This is a genomic window from Streptomyces sp. NPDC002640 (genome assembly GCF_053592575.1).
Genome location: NZ_JBSFVZ010000013.1, coordinates 187,656 through 205,937, shown reverse-complemented (window position 1 = coordinate 205,937; position 18,282 = coordinate 187,656). Strand labels below are relative to the sequence as shown.

The 18,282-nt window shown below is 73.5% G+C and carries 15 protein-coding genes; 9 read left to right on the top strand and 6 right to left on the bottom strand.

Translation table 11 applies throughout. From position 1 onward, the window contains the following. The first annotated feature begins 56 nt into the window (after window positions 1–56). Entirely contained in the window at window positions 57–833 is a 777-nt protein-coding gene (locus ACWD3O_RS19550) for an IclR family transcriptional regulator (RefSeq protein WP_451409035.1), read from the top strand. A 68-nt stretch (window positions 834–901) separates the two neighbouring features. Here the strand turns inward: ACWD3O_RS19550 and ACWD3O_RS19545 are convergent, their stop codons facing one another. Next, window positions 902–1,786: a LysR family transcriptional regulator gene (locus ACWD3O_RS19545; protein WP_451408788.1), complete on the bottom strand. Its 885-nt coding sequence runs from the start codon at window positions 1,784–1,786 to the stop codon at window positions 902–904. A 93-nt stretch (window positions 1,787–1,879) separates the two neighbouring features. Here ACWD3O_RS19545 and ACWD3O_RS19540 point away from each other — a divergent pair, with 93 nt between their 5' ends. From ACWD3O_RS19540 to ACWD3O_RS19510, 7 genes are all read left to right on the top strand, one after another. Continuing rightward, window positions 1,880–3,085, top strand: coding sequence for a thiolase family protein (locus ACWD3O_RS19540; RefSeq protein WP_451408787.1), 1,206 nt, complete (start codon window positions 1,880–1,882; stop codon window positions 3,083–3,085). Further along, a complete protein-coding gene (locus tag ACWD3O_RS19535) occupies window positions 3,082–3,753 on the top strand; it encodes a 3-oxoacid CoA-transferase subunit A (RefSeq protein ID WP_451416715.1) in 672 nt (223 codons plus the stop codon). Before ACWD3O_RS19540 ends, ACWD3O_RS19535 begins: the two co-directional genes overlap by 4 nt. Further along, a complete protein-coding gene (locus ACWD3O_RS19530) occupies window positions 3,750–4,418 on the top strand; it encodes a 3-oxoacid CoA-transferase subunit B (RefSeq protein WP_451416714.1) in 669 nt (222 codons plus the stop codon). Before ACWD3O_RS19535 ends, ACWD3O_RS19530 begins: the two co-directional genes overlap by 4 nt. 81 nt (window positions 4,419–4,499) lie before the next feature. After that, entirely contained in the window at window positions 4,500–5,180 is a 681-nt protein-coding gene (gene leuE / locus ACWD3O_RS19525) for a leucine efflux protein LeuE (RefSeq protein WP_451408785.1), read from the top strand. Window positions 5,181–5,496: 316 nt separating this feature from the next. Then, window positions 5,497–7,227 carry an oxalyl-CoA decarboxylase gene (oxc, locus tag ACWD3O_RS19520; RefSeq protein ID WP_451416713.1) on the top strand — a complete coding sequence of 577 codons (1,731 nt, stop codon included), beginning with the start codon at window positions 5,497–5,499 and terminating at the stop codon, window positions 7,225–7,227. A 470-nt stretch (window positions 7,228–7,697) separates the two neighbouring features. Continuing rightward, window positions 7,698–8,417, top strand: a complete 720-nt coding sequence (locus ACWD3O_RS19515) for an FAD binding domain-containing protein (RefSeq protein WP_451416712.1) — start codon at window positions 7,698–7,700, stop codon at window positions 8,415–8,417. Window positions 8,418–8,561: 144 nt separating this feature from the next. After that, on the top strand, window positions 8,562–10,925 hold the full coding sequence (locus ACWD3O_RS19510) for a M6 family metalloprotease domain-containing protein (protein ID WP_451416711.1): 2,364 nt from the start codon (window positions 8,562–8,564) through the stop codon (window positions 10,923–10,925). 57 nt (window positions 10,926–10,982) lie between these two features. Here ACWD3O_RS19510 and ACWD3O_RS19505 read toward each other — a convergent pair whose 3' ends face one another. The 5 genes from ACWD3O_RS19505 to ACWD3O_RS19485 form a co-directional block, all read right to left on the bottom strand. Next, a complete protein-coding gene (locus ACWD3O_RS19505; RefSeq protein ID WP_451408781.1) occupies window positions 10,983–11,330 on the bottom strand; it encodes a DUF1330 domain-containing protein in 348 nt (115 codons plus the stop codon). Window positions 11,331–11,489: 159 nt separating this feature from the next. Then, complete coding sequence (locus ACWD3O_RS19500; RefSeq protein ID WP_451416710.1) at window positions 11,490–12,563, bottom strand: AAA family ATPase; 1,074 nt, start codon at window positions 12,561–12,563, stop codon at window positions 11,490–11,492. Beyond that, entirely contained in the window at window positions 12,560–13,189 is a 630-nt protein-coding gene (pnuC, locus tag ACWD3O_RS19495; protein WP_451416709.1) for a nicotinamide riboside transporter PnuC, read from the bottom strand. The genes ACWD3O_RS19500 and pnuC overlap by 4 nt, the downstream gene beginning before the upstream one ends. 163 nt (window positions 13,190–13,352) lie before the next feature. Beyond that, complete coding sequence (locus ACWD3O_RS19490; protein WP_451416708.1) at window positions 13,353–14,309, bottom strand: penicillin-insensitive murein endopeptidase; 957 nt, start codon at window positions 14,307–14,309, stop codon at window positions 13,353–13,355. A gap of 98 nt (window positions 14,310–14,407) precedes the next feature. Continuing rightward, window positions 14,408–16,168, bottom strand: a complete 1,761-nt coding sequence (locus ACWD3O_RS19485; RefSeq protein WP_451416707.1) for a glycoside hydrolase domain-containing protein — start codon at window positions 16,166–16,168, stop codon at window positions 14,408–14,410. A gap of 305 nt (window positions 16,169–16,473) precedes the next feature. Here ACWD3O_RS19485 and ACWD3O_RS19480 point away from each other — a divergent pair, with 305 nt between their 5' ends. Beyond that, window positions 16,474–18,267, top strand: coding sequence for an acyl-CoA dehydrogenase (locus ACWD3O_RS19480; protein ID WP_451416706.1), 1,794 nt, complete (start codon window positions 16,474–16,476; stop codon window positions 18,265–18,267). The last annotated feature ends 15 nt before the right edge of the window (window positions 18,268–18,282 follow it).

Sequence of the window (18,282 nt, the reverse complement as noted above, 5' to 3'; positions counted from 1 at the left end):
CGCATATTCTGGAGAGCAGAACTTCGCTCGGACTCCCGGACAGGTCAGACCAGGTCATGGACAAGCCCCTCAAGCAGCCGCCGCCCTACCCCATCGCCAGCGTGGACCACGCGCTGCGCGCGGCGACCATCCTGCAGCTGGAGGGCACCACGACCGTGGCCCAGATCGCCGAACGGCTGGGCGTGGCCAGGTCCACCGCCCACCGGATCCTGGCCATGCTGGTCTACCGGGACTTCGCCGTCCGGGACGACAGCCGCGCCTACCGGGCCGGACCGGTGCTGGAACTCGCCGCACACTCCCGTTCCCTGGCCTCACGGCTGCGGGCGGTCGCCCTGCCGCACCTGCGTCAGGTCGTCGACCTCCTCGACGAGACCTCCAACCTGATGGTGCGCACCGGCGACACCACCCGGGTCATCGCCAGCGTCGAGTGCCGGCAGGCCCTGCGGGTCGGGTCCCGGGAGGGCATGGTCTTCCCCGCCCACCGGACGACGGCGGGCCTGCTGCTGCTCGCCGAACTGCCCGAGGCCGAGCTGGACGAGCTCTACGGCCCGCGACGCCTGCCCGAACGGCCCGGCGACCTCCCCGAGCCGCCGGAACTCCACGCCGAGCTGCGGCGGATCCGGCGCACCGGCTTCGCCGTCAACCAGGAGCGCTCCGAGCGCGGGCTGGTCGCCGTGGGCGTGCCGGTCCGCGACCGGGACGGCACCGCGGTGGCCGGGCTGTCGGTGTCCATGCCGGGCATGCGCCACGACCCGCACCGGCTGCGGTCGACGGTCGCCACCCTGGAGGCGGCGGCCCACGCACTGGAGCGGGACCTGGCCGGGCAGTCCTGAACCGCGGGGCCCGGCGCGGCCGCCGTTCGCGGTGCGTGGGCCTTCGTGCGCGTCGGGCTTCGTATGCGTCAGCCGCCCGCGCAGTCCTCGATCACCGCGGCCACCTGGTCGACCGCCGCCGACTCGCGGCGGTCGCGGCGGGCCAGGAGGAGGTCGACGGACTCCGGGCCGGAGAGCGGCACGTAGGTGACGCCCTCCACACTGAGGCTCTGCACCGACGCCGGGACCAGGGCCACACCGTGCCCCGCGGCGACCAGCACCACCAGCGTGGCCGTCTCGCCGACCTCGACCAGCTGGGACGGCTCGAACCCCGCCCGCCGGCACGCGGCCAGCACGAGGTCGTACATCGAGGACCGCGACTGCGACGGATGGACCACGAACGGTTCCTCGGCCAGCTCCGCCAGGGGCACGCTCGCCCGCCCGGCGAGCCGGTGGTGCGACGGCAGCACCGCCACCAGCGGCTCCGAGCGCAGCGGCACCGTGCGGATGCCCTCCTCGTCCACCGCGCCCCGCAGCACCGCCAGGTCGAAGGCGCCCGAGCGCAGCCCCTCCACCAGCCGCGGGGTGAGGATCTCACCGCGCAGGTCGAGGGTGATCCGCGGCAGCCGCCCCCGGACCGTACGGGCCACCCGCGGCAGCACGTCGTACGTGGCCGTGCCGATGAAGCCGACCGAGACCCGTCCCGCGTGGCCGGTGGCCAGCTCCCGCATGTGCACCAGCGTGCGCTCCTCCTCCGCCACCAACGCCCTCGCATGCTCCACCAGGTGATGCCCGGCCTCGGTGAGCTCGACGTGGCGGGTGGACCGGTTGAACAGCGAGACCCCGAGCTCCCGCTCCAGCTGCTTGACCTGCTGGGAGAGGGCGGGCTGGGCGACGTGGAGCCGGGCGGCCGCGCGCCCGAAGTGGCACTCCTCGGCCAGGGTGAGGAAATGGCGGAGCTGGCGGAGTTCCATGCCGCCCACTGTACGCCGTTGATAAGCACCGCTTATCAATCGATGCCCACTAGGTCTTGGACGCGCACAAGTGTGAACTCGTACGGTGAGTAGGTGACCGAGAGCTATCTGTACGCAGCAGCCCGCACGCCCTTCGGGAAGTTCTCCGGGGCCCTCGCCGACGTCCGGCCCGACGACCTGGCCGCCACGGCGGTCAAGGGCGTCCTCGAGAAGGCGCCCGACCTCGACCCCGCCGAGATCGGCGACGTGGTCTGGGGCAACGCCAACGGCGCCGGCGAGGACAACCGCAACGTCGGCCGGATGGCCGTCCTGCTGGCCGGCCTCCCCACCTCCGTGCCGGCCACCACCGTCAACCGGCTCTGCGGCTCCTCGCTGGACGCCGCCATCATCGGCTCCCGCGCCATCGAGACCGGCGACGCGGACATCGTCCTCACCGGCGGCGTCGAGTCGATGACCCGCGCGCCCTGGGTGCTGCCCAAGCCGTCCCGCGGCTTCCCGGCCGGCAACGTCACCGCCGTCTCCACCACGCTCGGCTGGCGCCTGGTCAACGCGCGCATGCCCGAGGAGTGGACCGTCTCCCTGGGCGAGGCCAACGAGCAGCTCGCCGACCGCTTCACGATCTCCCGCGAGCGCCAGGACGAGTTCGCCGCCCGCTCCCACAACCTCGCCGACGCGGCCTGGAACGCCGGCTTCTACGACGACCAGATCGTCCCCGTCGTCGTCGACCGCAAGGGCAACACCCTCACCCGTGACGAGGGCATCCGCCCCGGCTCCTCCGCCGAAAAGCTCGCGGGCCTCAAGCCCTCCTTCCGCCCCGACGGCGCCATCACCGCCGGCAACGCCTCCCCGCTGAGCGACGGCGCCTCCGCGGTGCTGCTCGGCTCCGGCACCGCGGCCGAGCGCATCGGCACCGACCCGGTCGCCCGGATCGCCGGCCGGGGCGTCTTCGCCCTCGACCCGCAGGAGTTCGGTTTCGCCCCCGTCGAGGCGGCCGACCGCGCCCTCGGGCGGGCCGGCATCACCTGGTCGGACGTCGCCGCCGTCGAGCTCAACGAGGCCTTCGCCGTGCAGTCGCTGGCCTGCGTGGACGCCTGGGGCATCGACCCGGAGATCGTCAACGCCAAGGGCGGCGCCATCGCCCTCGGCCACCCGCTGGGCGCGTCCGGCGGCCGCATCCTCGGCACCCTCGCCCACCGCCTGCGGGAGTCGGGCGACCGCTGGGGCGTCGCGGCCATCTGCATCGGCGTGGGCCAGGCCCTCGCCGTGGTCCTCGAGAACGTCACCGGAGGCACCCGATGACCACCCGTTTCCACGAGCACGCGGACGAGGCGGTGGCCGGCGTCGAGGACGGCTCCACCGTGCTCGTCGGCGGCTTCGGCATGGCCGGCATGCCGGTCCAGCTGATCGACGCCCTGATACGCCAGGGCGCCAAGGACCTCACCGTCGTCTCCAACAACGCCGGCAACGGCGACACCGGACTCGCCGCGCTGCTCGCCAAGGGCCGGGTCCGCAAGGTGATCTGCTCCTTCCCCCGCCAGGCGGACTCCTGGGTCTTCGACGACCTCTACCGCTCCGGGAGGATCGAGCTCGAGGTGGTGCCGCAGGGCAACCTCGCCGAGCGGATGCGGGCCGCCGGGGCCGGCATCGGCGCCTTCTACTGCCCCACCGGCGTGGGCACCCTCCTCGCCGAGGGCAAGGAGACCCGCGAGATCGACGGCCGCACCTACGTGCTGGAGTACCCGATCAAGGGCGACGTCGCGCTGATCGGCGCCTACCGCGCCGACCGGATGGGCAACCTCGTCTACCGCAAGACAGCCCGCAACTTCGGCCCGGTGATGGCCACCGCCGCCACCACCGTGATCGCCCAGGTCCGCGAGATCGTCGACACCGGCAGCCTCGACCCCGAGGCCGTGATCACGCCGGGCATCTACGTCGACCACGTGGTGCAGGAGGCACAGAGCGCATGAACACCGCCGACCGAGTCATCGACACCGGCGCCCCGCTGGGCAAGCACGACATGGCCGCCCTGATCGCCCGCGACATCCCGCAGGGGTCGTTCGTGAACCTGGGCATCGGCCAGCCGACCCTGGTCGCGGACCACCTGCCCGCCGGCTCCGGGGTCGTCCTGCACACCGAGAACGGCATGCTCAACATGGGCCCGGCCGCCCAGGACGGCGAGATCGACCCCGATCTCACCAACGCGGGCAAGGTCCCGGTGACCGAGCTGCCCGGAGCCGCGTACTTCCACCACGCGGACTCCTTCGCCATGATGCGCGGCGGCCACCTGGACATCTGCGTCCTCGGCGCGTTCCAGGTCTCCGGCGCGGGCGACCTCGCCAACTGGCACACCGGCGCGGCCGACGCCATCCCCGCCGTCGGCGGTGCGATGGACCTGGCCATCGGCGCCAAGAAGGTCTTCGTGATGATGACCCTCTTCACCAAGAAGGGCGAGCCCAAGCTGGTGCCCGCGTGCACCTACCCGCTCACCGGCCTGGGCTGCGTCGACCGGGTCTACACCGACCTCGCGGTCTTCGACATCACGCCCGAGGGCGTGCGGGTCCGGGAGACCTTCGGCACCACGGTGGAGGAACTCGCCGGACGCCTCGACGTCCCGCTGCTCCCCGCAGGGTGACCGTCGCCCCGCGGCGGGAAGCGGTGTCCGCATAGCGGGCAGGGCGTCGACCGGAGTGTCGCATCATGTGACACTCCGGTCATGTTCGAGTCGTTCGGTGTCATAAACCTCCCGACCTATCTGGCGGGCGTCCTGCTGATCGTGCTGCTTCCCGGCCCCAACTCGCTCTACGTGCTCTCCGTCGCCGCCCGGCGCGGGGTGCGCGCCGGATACGCCGGAGCGGCCGGCGTGTTCTGCGGGGACACGGTGCTGATGACCCTCTCGGCGGCGGGCGTGGCCTCCCTGTTCCAGACCAACGCGATGCTGTTCGGCGTCGTGAAGTACGTGGGCGCGGCCTACCTCGCCTGGGTCGCCATCGGCATGCTGCGCTCCGGGTGGCAGATCTGGCGGACCCGGCACGAGCCCGGCGGCACGGCGGAGACCGTCGCGGCCGCGGCGGCTGGGGAGTCCGGCGGGAAGACCGAGCGGCCCTTCCGGCGCGCCTTCGTGGTGAGCCTGCTCAACCCCAAGGCGATCCTCTTCTTCATCTCCTTCTTCGTGCAGTTCGTCGACCCGAACTACGCCTACCCGGCCCTGTCGTTCCTCGTCCTCGGCGCTTTCGCCCAGCTCGGCAGCGTCCTCTACCTGAGCGCCCTGATCTTCGGCGGCACCCGCCTGGCCGCCGCCTTCCGCCGCCGGCGGAGCCTGTCGGCCGGCGCCTCCTCGGCGGCGGGCGCGCTGTTCCTCGGCTTCGCCGCGAAGCTCTCCCTGGCGAGCGCCTAGCGACCGCCGCACCCGAGCCGAGCCGACGGCCTCCGCGACCCCCGGTCGCGGAGGCCGTCGCCGTTTCCCCGGGCCGGCGGCGGAGGATCCCCCTCCTGGGTGGGGACGGTGCGCGTCGCGCTCGCCCGAACCGCCGCTCCGCCCTCCGGGCCACGGATTGGTGCCGACCACGGTATGGCGCAGCTCCGTCGCCGCTGGGATACTGCATACATTCGAAGGGATACTGCATACAATCACGCCGTCGGAGTGACGACGGCCGGACGACAGCGCGGACACGGACGACGAACTCGGCACCCTCTGAGGGAGGAACCGGACCATGACGGACACTGTCGCACAGGCCACGGGGACGGAGGGCGCCGAACCGGACGCTCTGACCGACGGGATCCACCTGGTCGTCGACGCGTTGAAGCTCAACGGGGTCGAGACGATCTACGGCGTGGTGGGCATCCCCATCACCGACCTGGCCCGCCTCGCCCAGGCGTCGGGCATCCGCTACATCGGCTTCCGGCACGAGAGCGACGCCGGGCACGCGGCCGCGGCGGCCGGCTTCCTCACCCAGCGCCCCGGCATCTGCCTGACCGTCTCCGCGCCGGGCTTCCTCAACGGACTGGTCGCGCTGGCCAACGCCACCACCAACTGCTTCCCCATGGTGCAGATCTCCGGCTCCAGCGAACGGCACCTGGTCGACCTCCAGCGCGGCGACTACGAGGAGATGGACCAGCTCGCCGCCGCCAAGCAGTTCGCCAAGGCGGCCTTCCGCGTCTCCCGCGCCGAGGACATCGGCCGCGGCATCGCCCGCGCCATCCGCACCGCGGTCTCCGGGCGGCCCGGCGGCGTCTACCTCGACATCCCGGCCGCCGTGCTGGGAGAGATCGTCGACGCCCGGAAGGGCGCGGCCTCGCTGTGGAAGCTGATCGACCCCGCGCCCCGCCAACTGCCCCAGCCGGCCGCCGTGGACCGGGCCGTCGAGCTCCTGGAACGGGCCGAGCGGCCGCTGATCGTGCTCGGCAAGGGCGCGGCCTACTCGCGGGCGGACGAGTCGATCCGGGCGTTCGTGGAAGCCACCGGCATCCCCTACGTGCCCATGTCGATGGCCAAGGGCCTGCTGCCCGACGACCACCCCCAGTCCGCGGCGACCGCCCGGTCGCTGGCCCTCAAGCGGGCCGACGTCGTCATGCTGGTCGGCGCGCGCCTCAACTGGCTGCTGGGGCACGGCGACGCACCCCAGTGGAACCCGGACGCCAAGTTCGTCCAGGTGGACATCGCGGCCAACGAGATGGACAGCAACCAGCCCATCGCCGCCCCCCTGGTCGGCGACATCGGCTCGGTGATGGACGCGCTGGCCGAGCGTTCCAAGCCCGGGCGGATCTCGGCCCCCGCCGCCTGGCGGGAGGAACTCGCCGCCCGCTCGGCGCAGAACGTGGGCAGGATGTCGCAGCGCCTGGAGGCCGCGAGGGCGGCCCACCCGATGCGGTTCCTCGGCGCGTTGCAGGCCGTGCGCGACGTCCTGGCCGAGAACCCGCGCGTCTACCTGGTCAACGAGGGCGCCAACGCCCTGGACCTGGCCCGCAACACCATCGGCATGCACGTCCCGCGCCATCGCCTGGACAGCGGCACGTGGGGTGTGATGGGCATCGGCATGGGCTACGCCATCGCCGCCGCCGTGGAGACCGGCGAACCGGTGGTCGCCGTCGAGGGCGACAGCGCGTTCGGGTTCAGCGGTATGGAGATCGAGGCGGTCTGCCGCTACAACCTGCCGGTCGTCACCGTGGTCCTCAACAACAGCGGCGTCTACCGGGGCGACGAGGCGTCCCCGACCGGTGACCCGGCGCCGACCTTCCTGAAGGCGCGCCACGACCTGATGATCGAGGCGTTCGGCGGCAAGGGCTACCAGGCCACCACCCCCGACGAGGTCGCCGCGATGCTGCGCGAGGCCCTCGCCGCGGGCGGGCCGGCGCTGATCGACTGCGTGATCGACCCGGCCGACGGCTCGGAGAGCGGCAACATCGGGCACCTCAACCCGAAGGGGCTCACGGCGAAGAAGTGACCCCCACCCGCCGCCGCCGCGGCCGGCCCGGCCCGCCCCACCTCCACCGGGCCGGCCCGAGCTCCGCGGCGCGGGCCCGTGGGCGGGGTGCGCGCGGCGCGGGTCCGGTGGATGCGGCGCGGTTGGCGGGCCGCCGGGCGCGTGCCGGCCGGATCCGGCGGGTGTGCCTTCTGCGCCGGGTGGGTTCGCGGGTGGGTCCGGTGGGGGACGTGCGGGTCCGCCGGGTGGGCTGCGCGGAAATCGGCAGGGGAGCCCGGCGCGTGCCAGGCGGGGCCGGTGTGTGCCGTGCGGATCCGGTGGGCGGGGCGGGTGACTGCCGTGCGGGTCCGACAGGTTGGCCGGCCCCGCCGGCGTCTCGCCCCGCCGGGCGGCGCATATGCCGGTCGCGTGTCGCCCCGTGTCGGGGGCGGCCGAAGAGGGTAGGGCACGCACGTCCACTCCGCGTCCCCGCCGAAATGAGGCGCCCCACCGTGCAGTTGCACCTGCCCAGAACCGTGTCCGAAGCCCAACGCCACCTCGCCGAAGGGGCCGTCCCGATAGGCGGGGCGACCTTGGTCTGGGCCACCTGGCAACGCGACGGCTTCCCCGAGCAGGCCGTCTCGCTCCGCCAGGTCCCGGAGGCCAACGTCGTCGAGGCCGAGGCCCTCGGCGCCGCCGTCCTCCTCCACCAGGTCGACGACCGCGTCCCCGCCGTGCTGCGCCGCGCCGCCGGGACCATCGGCACCGGCGCCGTGCGCCGCACGGCCACCGTGGGCGGCAACATCGTCGGCAGCTCCCTGCGCTGCCTGCTGCCCGCGGCCCTGGTGCTGGACGCCCGCGCCACCGTGCTGGAGGCGGGCCGCACCTACGACACCGACCTCGCCGAGGTCGTCGCCAAGCGCTCCGTCCTGCTGTCCCTGCGCTGGCGCGCGCCCCTCGCCGACGGCTACCTCAAGCTGCCCGCCGACGCGGGCGGGCCGCCGCCGCTGGTCGTCGCCACCGCGGTGCACGCCGAGGCGGACGGGCGCCGCAGTCTGCGGGTCGCCGTGCGGGACGGCTACGAGGTGACCACCGGGGAGGCGGCGTACGACGACGGCGCGGGCGTCCGCCGGATCCTCGACGCCCTGGCCGGAACCGCTCTCGGCGACCTGCCGTCCGCTGCCCGGGAGCAGGTCGAAGCGCAGGCCGGGGACGTCCTGGCCCGCGCCTGACGGGCCCGCAGCGGTCGGTGACATCCCGTCGGGCCGCGACCGCGGTGACGCGGGGGGTGATATTCCGCCCCAGGCGTCGCTAGGGTCCCGGGCGGGCGCGTCCCGACCGGGCCGCCCTGGGCACCGTCAAGGAGACATCGCTTCGTGAGACGACGTACCCGGACCACGGAACCGAACCGCTCACCCCGCGCACGGCGCCGCGCGGCCAGGCCTACCGGCCGGCTCGCCGCGGTCGTCGCCGGCGCGATCCTCGCCGCCACCGCCACCCTGCAGTCCCCGGTCGCCGCCGCGCCCGCAGCCCCCGCCGCGACCGGCCCCGTCGTCGCCGCCGACCCGCAGCGGTGGACCGACCAGGCGGACATGACCTGGGACGACTACGTGAACGTCCGCCCCGAGGAGTGGGCCTCCGCGGCCACCTCCCGGGGCTCGGAGGCGCAGTACCGCACCGCCGTGCTGCTGGTCGACTTCACCGACCAGCCCATGCTGATCACCCAGGAACCGGGCAGCCACCCCTTCGGCAACCCCTACGGCAAGGACTTCGAGCCGGTCCCGGAGGACCAGGTCCGCGACTGGTACCAGGACTACTACACCGTCCCGAACGAGTACAACGGCCACCAGACCCTCCACTCGTACTGGATGGAGGACTCCTTCGGGAAGATCGGCGTGGACGCCGAGGTCTTCGGCACCTACACCCTTCCGGGCAAGCTCCACGAGTACGGCATCGACAACCGGATGAACGGGCCCATGGCGCAGTTCTGCCCGATGGGCGACACCTGCGGCAAGGACCTGCGCACCGACACCCTGCGCCTGTGGCGCGCTGCCATCGGCTGCTCCACCGCCGACTTCTGCGGCTTCGACAACATCTTCATCGTCACCGCCGGCCACGACGAGTCCTCCACCTGGGAGGAGTTCGGCCGCCAGAAGTACGCCACCAAGGAGGACGTCCCCGCCGCGCTCGGGCCCCCGCGCGACGAGAACGGCGACCCCGTCCTCAACCAGCTCGGTCAGCCGATGACCAACTGGGCCAGGACGCGCTACGTGGAGTGGACCAGCTGGCGGGCCGCCGCCAACCACTGGCCGAACGCGGGCGGCGGCATCTCCACCCAGGCGGAGAGCTCCGGACTCAGCGTGTTCGCCCACGAGTTCAGCCACCTGCGCGACCTGCCGGACAACTACAACAACCCCTTCGCCGACGACACCCGCAACTACACCGGCTACTGGGAGATGATGTCCCGCGGCACCTTCAACGGCCCCGGCGGCACCCACAACCGCTGGCAGGTGCCCAACCAGGGCGGCTCCGCCCTCGGCCCGCACCACATGGTCCACTACAAGCAGGCGCTGGGCATCCTCGGCGAGGAGGAGACCGTCCACCTCACCAAGGCGGCCCTCCGCGACGACGGCGTCGCCGTCGCCACCCTGCGCGCCCGCGAGTACGTGCCCGGCGAGGGCCAGAAGGTCGCCCTCGACCTCGACGTCGACGGGTTCCGGCTGGGCGCCTGCGAGGACCAGATGGCGCGCATCGGCGAGACCGACACCCGCTTCTGGTGCCCCAAGGGCGGCAACTGGCAGGACTACACCATGGAGGTCGTCGACCGTGTCGGCAACGACTCCTTCACCGCCGGCCACGGCGTCCTGCTGTCCCAGAACCGCACCCAGGGTTCGCCCCGCGAGTGGCTGGTCGACGCCAACCCGCGCGACATCGGCCGCGTCGACTACAAGGGACCGAACGGCGAGGACGTCATGGTGGTGCGCGGCGACCCCCGCCAGCTCGACGACGCCACCTTCCACGCCGGCACCGCCTCCGGCTCCGCCTACGAGTGGATCGACGAGCCGAACGGCCTCCACTTCTACGTCCTGGACGTGTGGCGCGACGCCGAGGGCGTGCTGACCTACCAGGTCGCCGTACGCGCCCTGGACGCCGCGGGCCCGCAGCGGCGCGGCGCCGCCCTGGGCCGGGCGACCGGCACGCCCGTCGGCGGCTCCACCGCGCTGATCGGCGCCCCGCTCGCCAACACCGGCCAGGCCGGACCGGGCGTCCACGGCGAGGACGTCTACCGGCTCGAGGCCACGGTGCGGGGCGACGGCTGGAAGGTCGCCCTGCCCTACGAGGTGCGGGCCGTGCCCGCGGGCGCGACCCTGCCCGTCGCCGCCTACGCCACCGCGTCCCCCGGCGCGGCCTCCCGGGCGACGGTGACCGTCACGGCCACCAGCGAGTCCGACCCGTCGGTCACCTCGACGACCACCGTGCAGGTCACCACCGCCGGTCTGGCCGTCACCAGGTCCTCCCTGGGCGCCCTCCTGGACGGCTACGCGACCCAGGGCGTCCTGACCACCGGCGAGACCCGGCGGCTCGAGGCGCAGCTCCGGCAGGCCGAGCGGCCCAAGCAGGCGGCCAAGGCGCTGGAACGGTTCGCCGACCTGGCCGAACACATGACCTCCGAGGGCCGGCGCGCCCTGGCCTCGGCGGCGCTGGCGAGCGCCGCGCGCACCCTGGCGGCGTCCGCCTGACGCCCGCCGCCGCCCGCCGCCCTCTCCCCGGGGCGGCGGGCGGCGGCCGTGGGCGCGTCAGGCCCCGGCGAGCCCGTCCCGCATCGCCTTGGCGGTCACCGCCGGGTCGTACCCCTCGGGCACGCCCTCGACGAGGATGATGTCGCCCTCGATGTGCCGCGACCGCAGCGGGGCGATCTCCCGGTACGCGGGGGAGTCCCACCAGGCCCGCGCCTCCTCGATCCCCGGGAAGCCGATCATCACCACGCCCCCGGGCCAGTTCCCCTCCTTCACCTCGTGCGGGGTGGCGTGCACGAGGAAACGGCCGCCGTAGGGCTCGAAGGTGGCGGGCACGCGCTCGATGTACTCGGCGATCTCCGGGTGCGGGGCAGCGTCCTGCAGGCGCGCGATGGCGTAGGCGGGCATGAACGTCCTTGTCTGTCGGGCGAGTTGTGTCCACCCCGATCCTGACACCGCCCGCCGGCGGAGTCGACGGCGTTTGAGGGCGTCGACGGCACGTCCGGCCTCAACCCCGGGGCGCCGACGCGGCGGAGCCGCGGCAGGCGCACGCATCCGCCGTCGCGATCAGCCGCGCCGCTCCGGCAGCGGGTCCGTGAACCCCCAGTCCGCCGCCAGCAGTTGCTCCACCGCCTCCACCGCCTCCGCCAGGCGCCGCTCCCGGGAACCGCGCAGGACGCGGAACGGACGCCCGGTACGCGTCAGTTCGGCTTCGAAACGGTCGGTCATCCACGGGCGCAGGTGCTCGCCGTCGCGCAGGCCGTCGTCCTCGAACGGGACGTCCGCGTGGTCCGTGAGCAGCCACAGGTGCTGGCGGCGGCCCTCCTCCGCGACGCGCGCCACCGCCGGGTTCGCGGAGCCCAGGTACCGCTCGTGCCAGATCGTCGTGGCGAAGGCGTCCGTGTCGCAGAAGAGCACCGGCGACCCCTCCCGCGCCGCGCGGTCCTCACGCGCCAGCTGCTCGGCGGCGATCAGCGGGAACTCCTCCGAGGCGAAGGAGACGTCCGTCCAGGTCCCCCCGGGGCCGAGCGCCTCCAGCTTCCGCTCGCTGAACTCCCGTCCGTACTCGGGCACCCAGCGCGTCCGCGCCCACACCCCGCCGCGCCCGCGGTAGTGCTCGGCGAGGTCCCGCGCCAGCGTCGTGGTGCCCGTGGACTCCGCGCCGAGGACGACCACGCGCCGGGCGAGCGCACCCCGCACCGGCGGGGCGAGGTACGGCCAGCAGCCGACCGGGTCCTTGCGGACGGCGGTGCCGGACACCGGGTACGCCGTCCGGTCCGGGTCCACCGACACGGACGCCGCGCCCATCCGGCGGCCCAGTTCCTCGCCGTAGGACTCCGAGGTGAAGACCGCGTCGATCCGCCCCGGGACGGCTGCGCGGAATATCGCCACGTGCGCCGCCCAGACGTCCGGGTCGGTGAGGTCGACCGGGATGTCGTCCACGGCCCCCACCACCTCGCACCCCGGGTGCGCCTCCCGCATCCACGCCACCCGGTCCGCCAGCGGCACCGACTCCACCGAGGAGGCGCACACCAGCACCGTCAGCCGCTCGCACCGCTCGGCGGCGGTCCGCACGAGGTGGTGGTGGCCGGCGTGCGGCGGGTAGAACTTGCCCAGGACCAGGCCGTGTCCGTACCTCATGCCGCCACCGCCATGTCGTGGCGCAGCGCGCCACGCCAGTTGCGCAGGCCGATCACGCACAGCACCAGGAAGCCGGCGTACAGCAGGGACGTCAGGTAGAGGTCCTTGTGCGCGTAGAGCGCGATGTAGACGACGTCCGCCGCGATCCAGAGCCACCACGACTCCACGCGCTTGCGGCACTGCCCGTAGGTCGCCATCAGCGACAGGGCCGTGGTCAGGGCGTCCCACTGCGGCACGGTCGAGTCCGTCGCGCGGTCCAGCAGCAGCCAGATCGCGGCGAACCCGGCCGCCCCGGCCGCCAGCAGCCACGTCCACTCCCGCTGGCTGGTGCGCCGGACCCGCAGCCGCTCGCCGGGGCCGCCGCCGCGGACCCAGGTCCACCAGCCGTAGCAGGCCAGGGCGATGAAGACGACCTGCAGCGCGGCGTCGGCGTACAGGCCGGAGTCCGTGAAGAGCAGGATGAAGAGCAGGTTGTTGGCGATGCCTATGGGCCAGTTGGCGATGTGCTGGCGGGCGACCAGCCAGACGCAGAGGGCACCGCTGCCGAAGCCGAGCAGTTCCGTCCAGCTGACGGGTGTCTCCAGCCAGGTGAAGAGGGGTTCGCGCAGGGCGTTGAGCAGGTCCATGGGGCTCCTTTTCGTCTAGGCGACGATAATCGGGGAGCCGGCCTGCGTAAAGCCGATATCGGTGTGATCGCGACGACGGTGGCCGTCCGGGGCGCCGGGGCCGGGGCTGACCGGGGCAGAGGGCCGGGCCCGGGATCGCTGCCCCGGGCCCGGCGGCTCCGGCCTACCGGTAGCGGATGTGCAGGTGGTTGTCGTGGTTCGGGTAACTCGTGGTGAGGCCCTCCGAGATGAGCTGCGGGTCGTTGAAGAAGATCAGCTCGACGCGGCCGGGGGCCTTGGCGCGGATCTCCTGGACGAGACGGCGGGTGGCCGCGCGGTCGTAGGTGGAGGACTGCCAGGTGATGCGGCCCGCGGTGCACTGGGCGGAGTCGGTGCGGATGGGCCACACGTCGATGTCCATGCCGACCTCGTGGCTGGCGTGGCCCGGGATGTCACCGCCGTGCTCGAAGCCCGCGTCGCCGACCGGCAGCCTTCCGTTGCCGGTGGTGGCGAAGGTGGCGGCGGCCGCCTCGAGCTGGGCGACGGCGCCGGCGGTCGCCCAGTGGGCGTTGGCGTTGCCGTCGGGGCTCTGGGCGCACATCGTGCCGGGGCCGAAGTCGATCTTCTCGTAGTGCCAGAGGAGGTTCTTCCAGGTGGTCGTGCCCACCACGCCGTCCACGCCGATCCCGGCGTGCGACTGGAAGGTGCGCACCGCCGAGGCGGTGGCGGGGCCGAAGTCGCCGTCCACCGTGAGGCCCGCGCCGCGCTTGGCGTTGAGCTGCGCCTGGAGCGCCTTCACGGCCGGCCCGTTGTCGCCCTCGCGGACGGTGAGGACCAGCGCGCCCCAGGTGGCGGCGCCGACGACGCCGTCCGCGGTCAGGCCCTTGGACTGCTGGAACGCCACGACCGCGCTGCGCGTCCCGGTGCCGAAGACGCCGTCGGTCGCGACGGTGCGGCCGTGGGCGGTCAGCAGGTGCTGGAGGGCGAGGACGTCGGTGCCGCGGCTGCCGCTCGCGGCGAGCGGGAACGCGGCCTGCGAGAAGGCCTGGGCGGGGGCGCCGGAGCCCAGCAGCAGCCCCGCGAGGGCGGCGAACAGGGCGACGAGGTAACGGAGTCGCCTGACAGCGGGCACTGCGGGCACGGAGGTCACTGCGGTCACCTGGGTCTCGGGGGACGCGGAGGGCACGGTGGTCGGAGCTGTCGGGGCGGTCGGAGGCACCTGAGAGGTCATGGGATCCGTCACCGCCCCGCCTGCAGCGCGCCCCAGGTGCCGGAGCCGACGATGCCGTCGGCGGTCAGCCCCCGCGAGGACTGGTAGTCGCGGACCGCCTGACCGGTGCCCGAGCCGAAGACCCCGTCGATGGCGACCGTCCGGCCGAGCGCGGCCGTCAGGGCCCGCTGCAGCCGGGTCACCGGCTCGCCCGTCGACCCGCTCTGCACGGTGGTGGTGGCGCCGCGGGAGAGCAGCGCGGTCCACGTCTTCGGGCCCACCACGCCGTCGGCCGTGAGCCCCTTGGCCGTCTGGAAGGAGCGGACCGCGGTCGCGGTGCCCGAGCCGAAGACGCCGTCCGGGGCACCGGGGTTGTGTCCGGCGGCGGTCAGCAGGCACTGGGCGGCCTTGACCAGCTCGCCGGACGACCCGCTCTGGACCGTCGCGTACGCGGTGAAGTTGAGGTTCGCGCCCGTGCAGGTGGCCGGCGGCGGGGTCGTGCCGCCGGTGCCCACGTCCAGGTAGTCGCGGTCGATGTTGATCGAGTAGCCGCCGTAGGTCTCGGTGACCTCGCCGACGTACTGGTGGATGCGCTGGTGGTTGGCCCAGTAGGAGGCCGGCACGTACGTGCCGGTGTTGGTGTCCGCGGCGCCGTTCCACCAGGCGTAGAAGAGGTGGTCGACGCGGGTGTACGCCGGGTTGTCGTACTCCGAGGCGGCGTCCCGGATGCCCGAGGCGGCGCTGGAGTAGAAGCCCGACAGGTAGCCGCTGCTGTGCAGGCGCTCCGTCCAGCCGGAGAGGTAGGAGAGGACGGCGGCCTTGCAGGAGGCCGTGGAGGTGTACGCCTCGATGTCGGAGTAGACGGCGCTGCCCGCCGGGATGCCCAGGTTGGAGGCGGCGGTGACGGCGGCGGCCGCGGCCGACACGCCCTGGGACCTGGCCGTGGCCGGGTCGGCGGACATCTTCAGCGAGTAGTTGGTGCACGGGGCCTGGCGGCCGACGTCGATGGGGATCAGGCGCCAGCCGTTGGCGGTCTGGGTCGTCACCCAGCTCGCGGTCAGGTTCGGCTGGGAGCAGCCGCGGAAGGAGCCGCTGATGTAGACGCCGACGGCGCTGTAGGGCGAGTTCGCCTTCCAGGCGTTCATGGCGCTCTGCGACGGGGCGGTGCAGGCGTCGAAGCCCTTGCCCGTGTAGTTGCCCGGCTGCGGGCCGGCCGCCGCCAGCGGGGCCACCGCGGACGGCTGCCCGGCGGTGCGGGGGAGTTCCCTGCGCTCCGCCCCGGCGGTGAGCTTCGCGGTGCCGAGCACGTCACGCACCAGGCCCTCGGTGTGCGGGGTGTGCGCGGCGGTCACCAGGAGGCCGGCGTCCTCGACCGCGATCCGGATCGCGTCGTCGCTGGAGACGGCGGAGGGGGCGGTGGCCTTGCCGCGCTGGGCCCGCGCGGTGGCCGCCGTGGCCTGGCCGGCGGAGCGGGCGGTGATGGGCTCGACCACGATGCCCGCGGTCCGGCCGACGAGGCCGGCCGGGCAGTCGTTCTCCTGCCCGGGCTCGCCCAGGTAGACGGCGGGCTCGTCGAAGCGGACGCAGGCGCGGGGGTTCCGGTCCAGGTCGACCACGCGCCAGTCGGCGGGGACGTCGATCGTGTACCCGCGGTAGGACACCGTGCGGGTGGAATCCGCGGACGGCGGGGCCGCCTGGGCGGGGCCGGTGACGGCGGCCGCGCCGATGCCCGCGAGAGCGGCCAGCAGCGCCGTCGCGGCACGGAGTCTTCGGGGGCGGGGGGAGGTCATCAAGGCACTCCTGGTGGGTTGATGCCGCTGGTTGGAGAGGGCATGACAAGCGGCGCGCCGTGGGGGGCTGAGCAGAGACTGACCGGGCGGCGCAGGCGTGTCAACAGCACCTTCCGGCTGCCAGAGGACCAGACCTCCGGCGGCCGGGCGGCCGGTGGGGAGCGAGCCCCGTCACACCTCGCTTGACATGCGGATTCGCTCCGATAGGTTCTGGTGGGCAGCGCATACCGACCGGTCGGGCTGCGGTTTGTCGGCCGGTACGGGAGCGACGGAGGGCCTTCGATCCGACGAGCAGGGTGAACAGCATGAGCAGCAGCATTCTTTCCGCGCGTGACCTGGAGTTCCTGCTCTTCGAGTGGCTCCAGGTCACCGAGCTGACGCGGCGGAAGCGGTTCGCCGACCACTCGAGGGAGACCTTCGAGGCCGTCCTGGACGTCTCCGAGCAGCTCGCCACGGAGCTGTTCGCGCCCCACAACCGCACCGCCGACCTCAACGAGCCCCGGTTCGACGGCGAGCGGGTGCACATCATCCCCGAGGTGGGGCCCGCCCTCCGGGCGTATGCCGAGGCCGGGCTGATCGCCGGCGCGATGGACGCCGAGGTCGGCGGTATCCAGCTCCCGCGCACGGTGATGCAGGCCTGCTTCGCCTGGTTCCAGGCCGCGAACATCGGCACCGCCAGCTACCCGATGCTCACCATGGCCAACGCCAACCTGCTGCTGGCGCACGGCTCCGAGGAGCAGATCGACACCTTCGTGCGGCCGATGATCGAGGGCCGCTTCTTCGGCACCATGTGCCTGTCCGAGCCGGCCGTCGGCTCCTCGCTCGCCGACATCACCACCAAGGCGGTCCCCGAGGACGGCGCGAGCGGCGCCCACCGGCTGTTCGGCACCAAGATGTGGATCTCCGGCGGCGAGCACGACCTCAGCGAGAACATCGTCCACCTGGTGCTGGCCCGCACCGAGGGCGCCCCGGCCGGGGTGAAGGGGCTGTCGCTGTTCATCGTGCCCAAGTTCCTCGTCGAGGACGGCGGCCGGCTCGGCGAGCGCAACGACGTGGTGCTGGCCGGCCTCAACCACAAGATGGGCTACCGCGGCACCGTCAACACCCTGCTCAACTTCGGCGAGGGCGTGCACACGCCCGGCGGCCGGGAGGGCGCGGTCGGACACCTCGTCGGCCGGGAGGGCGACGGGCTGCGGCAGATGTTCCACATGATGAACGAGGCCCGGATCGGCGTCGGCGCCGGAGCCGCGGCCCTCGGGTACACCGGCTACCTGCACGCGCTCGAGTACGCCCGCACCCGCACGCAGGGGCGGCCGGTGGGCGGCAAGGACGCGGCCCGGCCGCCGGTGCCGATCATCGAGCACGCCGACGTCCGGCGGATGCTGCTCTCCTCCAAGTGCTACGCCGAGGGCTCCCTGGCCCTGGTGCTGTACGCGGCGCGGCTGCTGGACGAGCAGGACACCGGGGAGACGGAGCAGGCGCGCGAGGAGGCCGGGCTGCTGCTCGACCTGCTGACGCCCGTCGTCAAGACCTGGCCCTCGGTGTGGGGCCCGGCGGCGAACGACCACGCCATCCAGGTCCACGGCGGCTACGGCTACACCCGCGACTACCCGGTCGAGCAGTTCTACCGCGACAACCGGCTCAACCCCATCCACGAGGGCACCCACGGCATCCAGGCCGCCGACCTGCTGGGCCGCAAGGTCCTCCAGGCGGGCGGCGCCGGGCTGGAACTGCTCGCCGCGCGGGTCCGCGCCACCACGGCCCGGGCCGGCGAGGAGTGGGCGGCGCAGTCGCGGGCCCTGGTCGCCGCGCTGGACCGGGTGCGCGAGGTGACGGCGGCCTTGTGGGCGGGCGGCGATCCGAAGGCGGCGCTGGCCAACGCCTGGCAGTACCTGGAGGCCTTCGGCCATGTCGTGGTCGCCTGGCTGTGGCTGGAGCAGGCCGTCGCCACCGGCGAGCGACAGAGCGCCTTCCACGCCGGCAAGCGGGCCGCCGCGCGGTACTTCTTCACCCACGAACTGCCGTCCGTCCACCCCAAGCTGGACCTGCTGGCGTCCCTGGACACCACCCTGGTCGACCTGGACGACACCTGGCTGTGACCCCGCGCGGCGGGG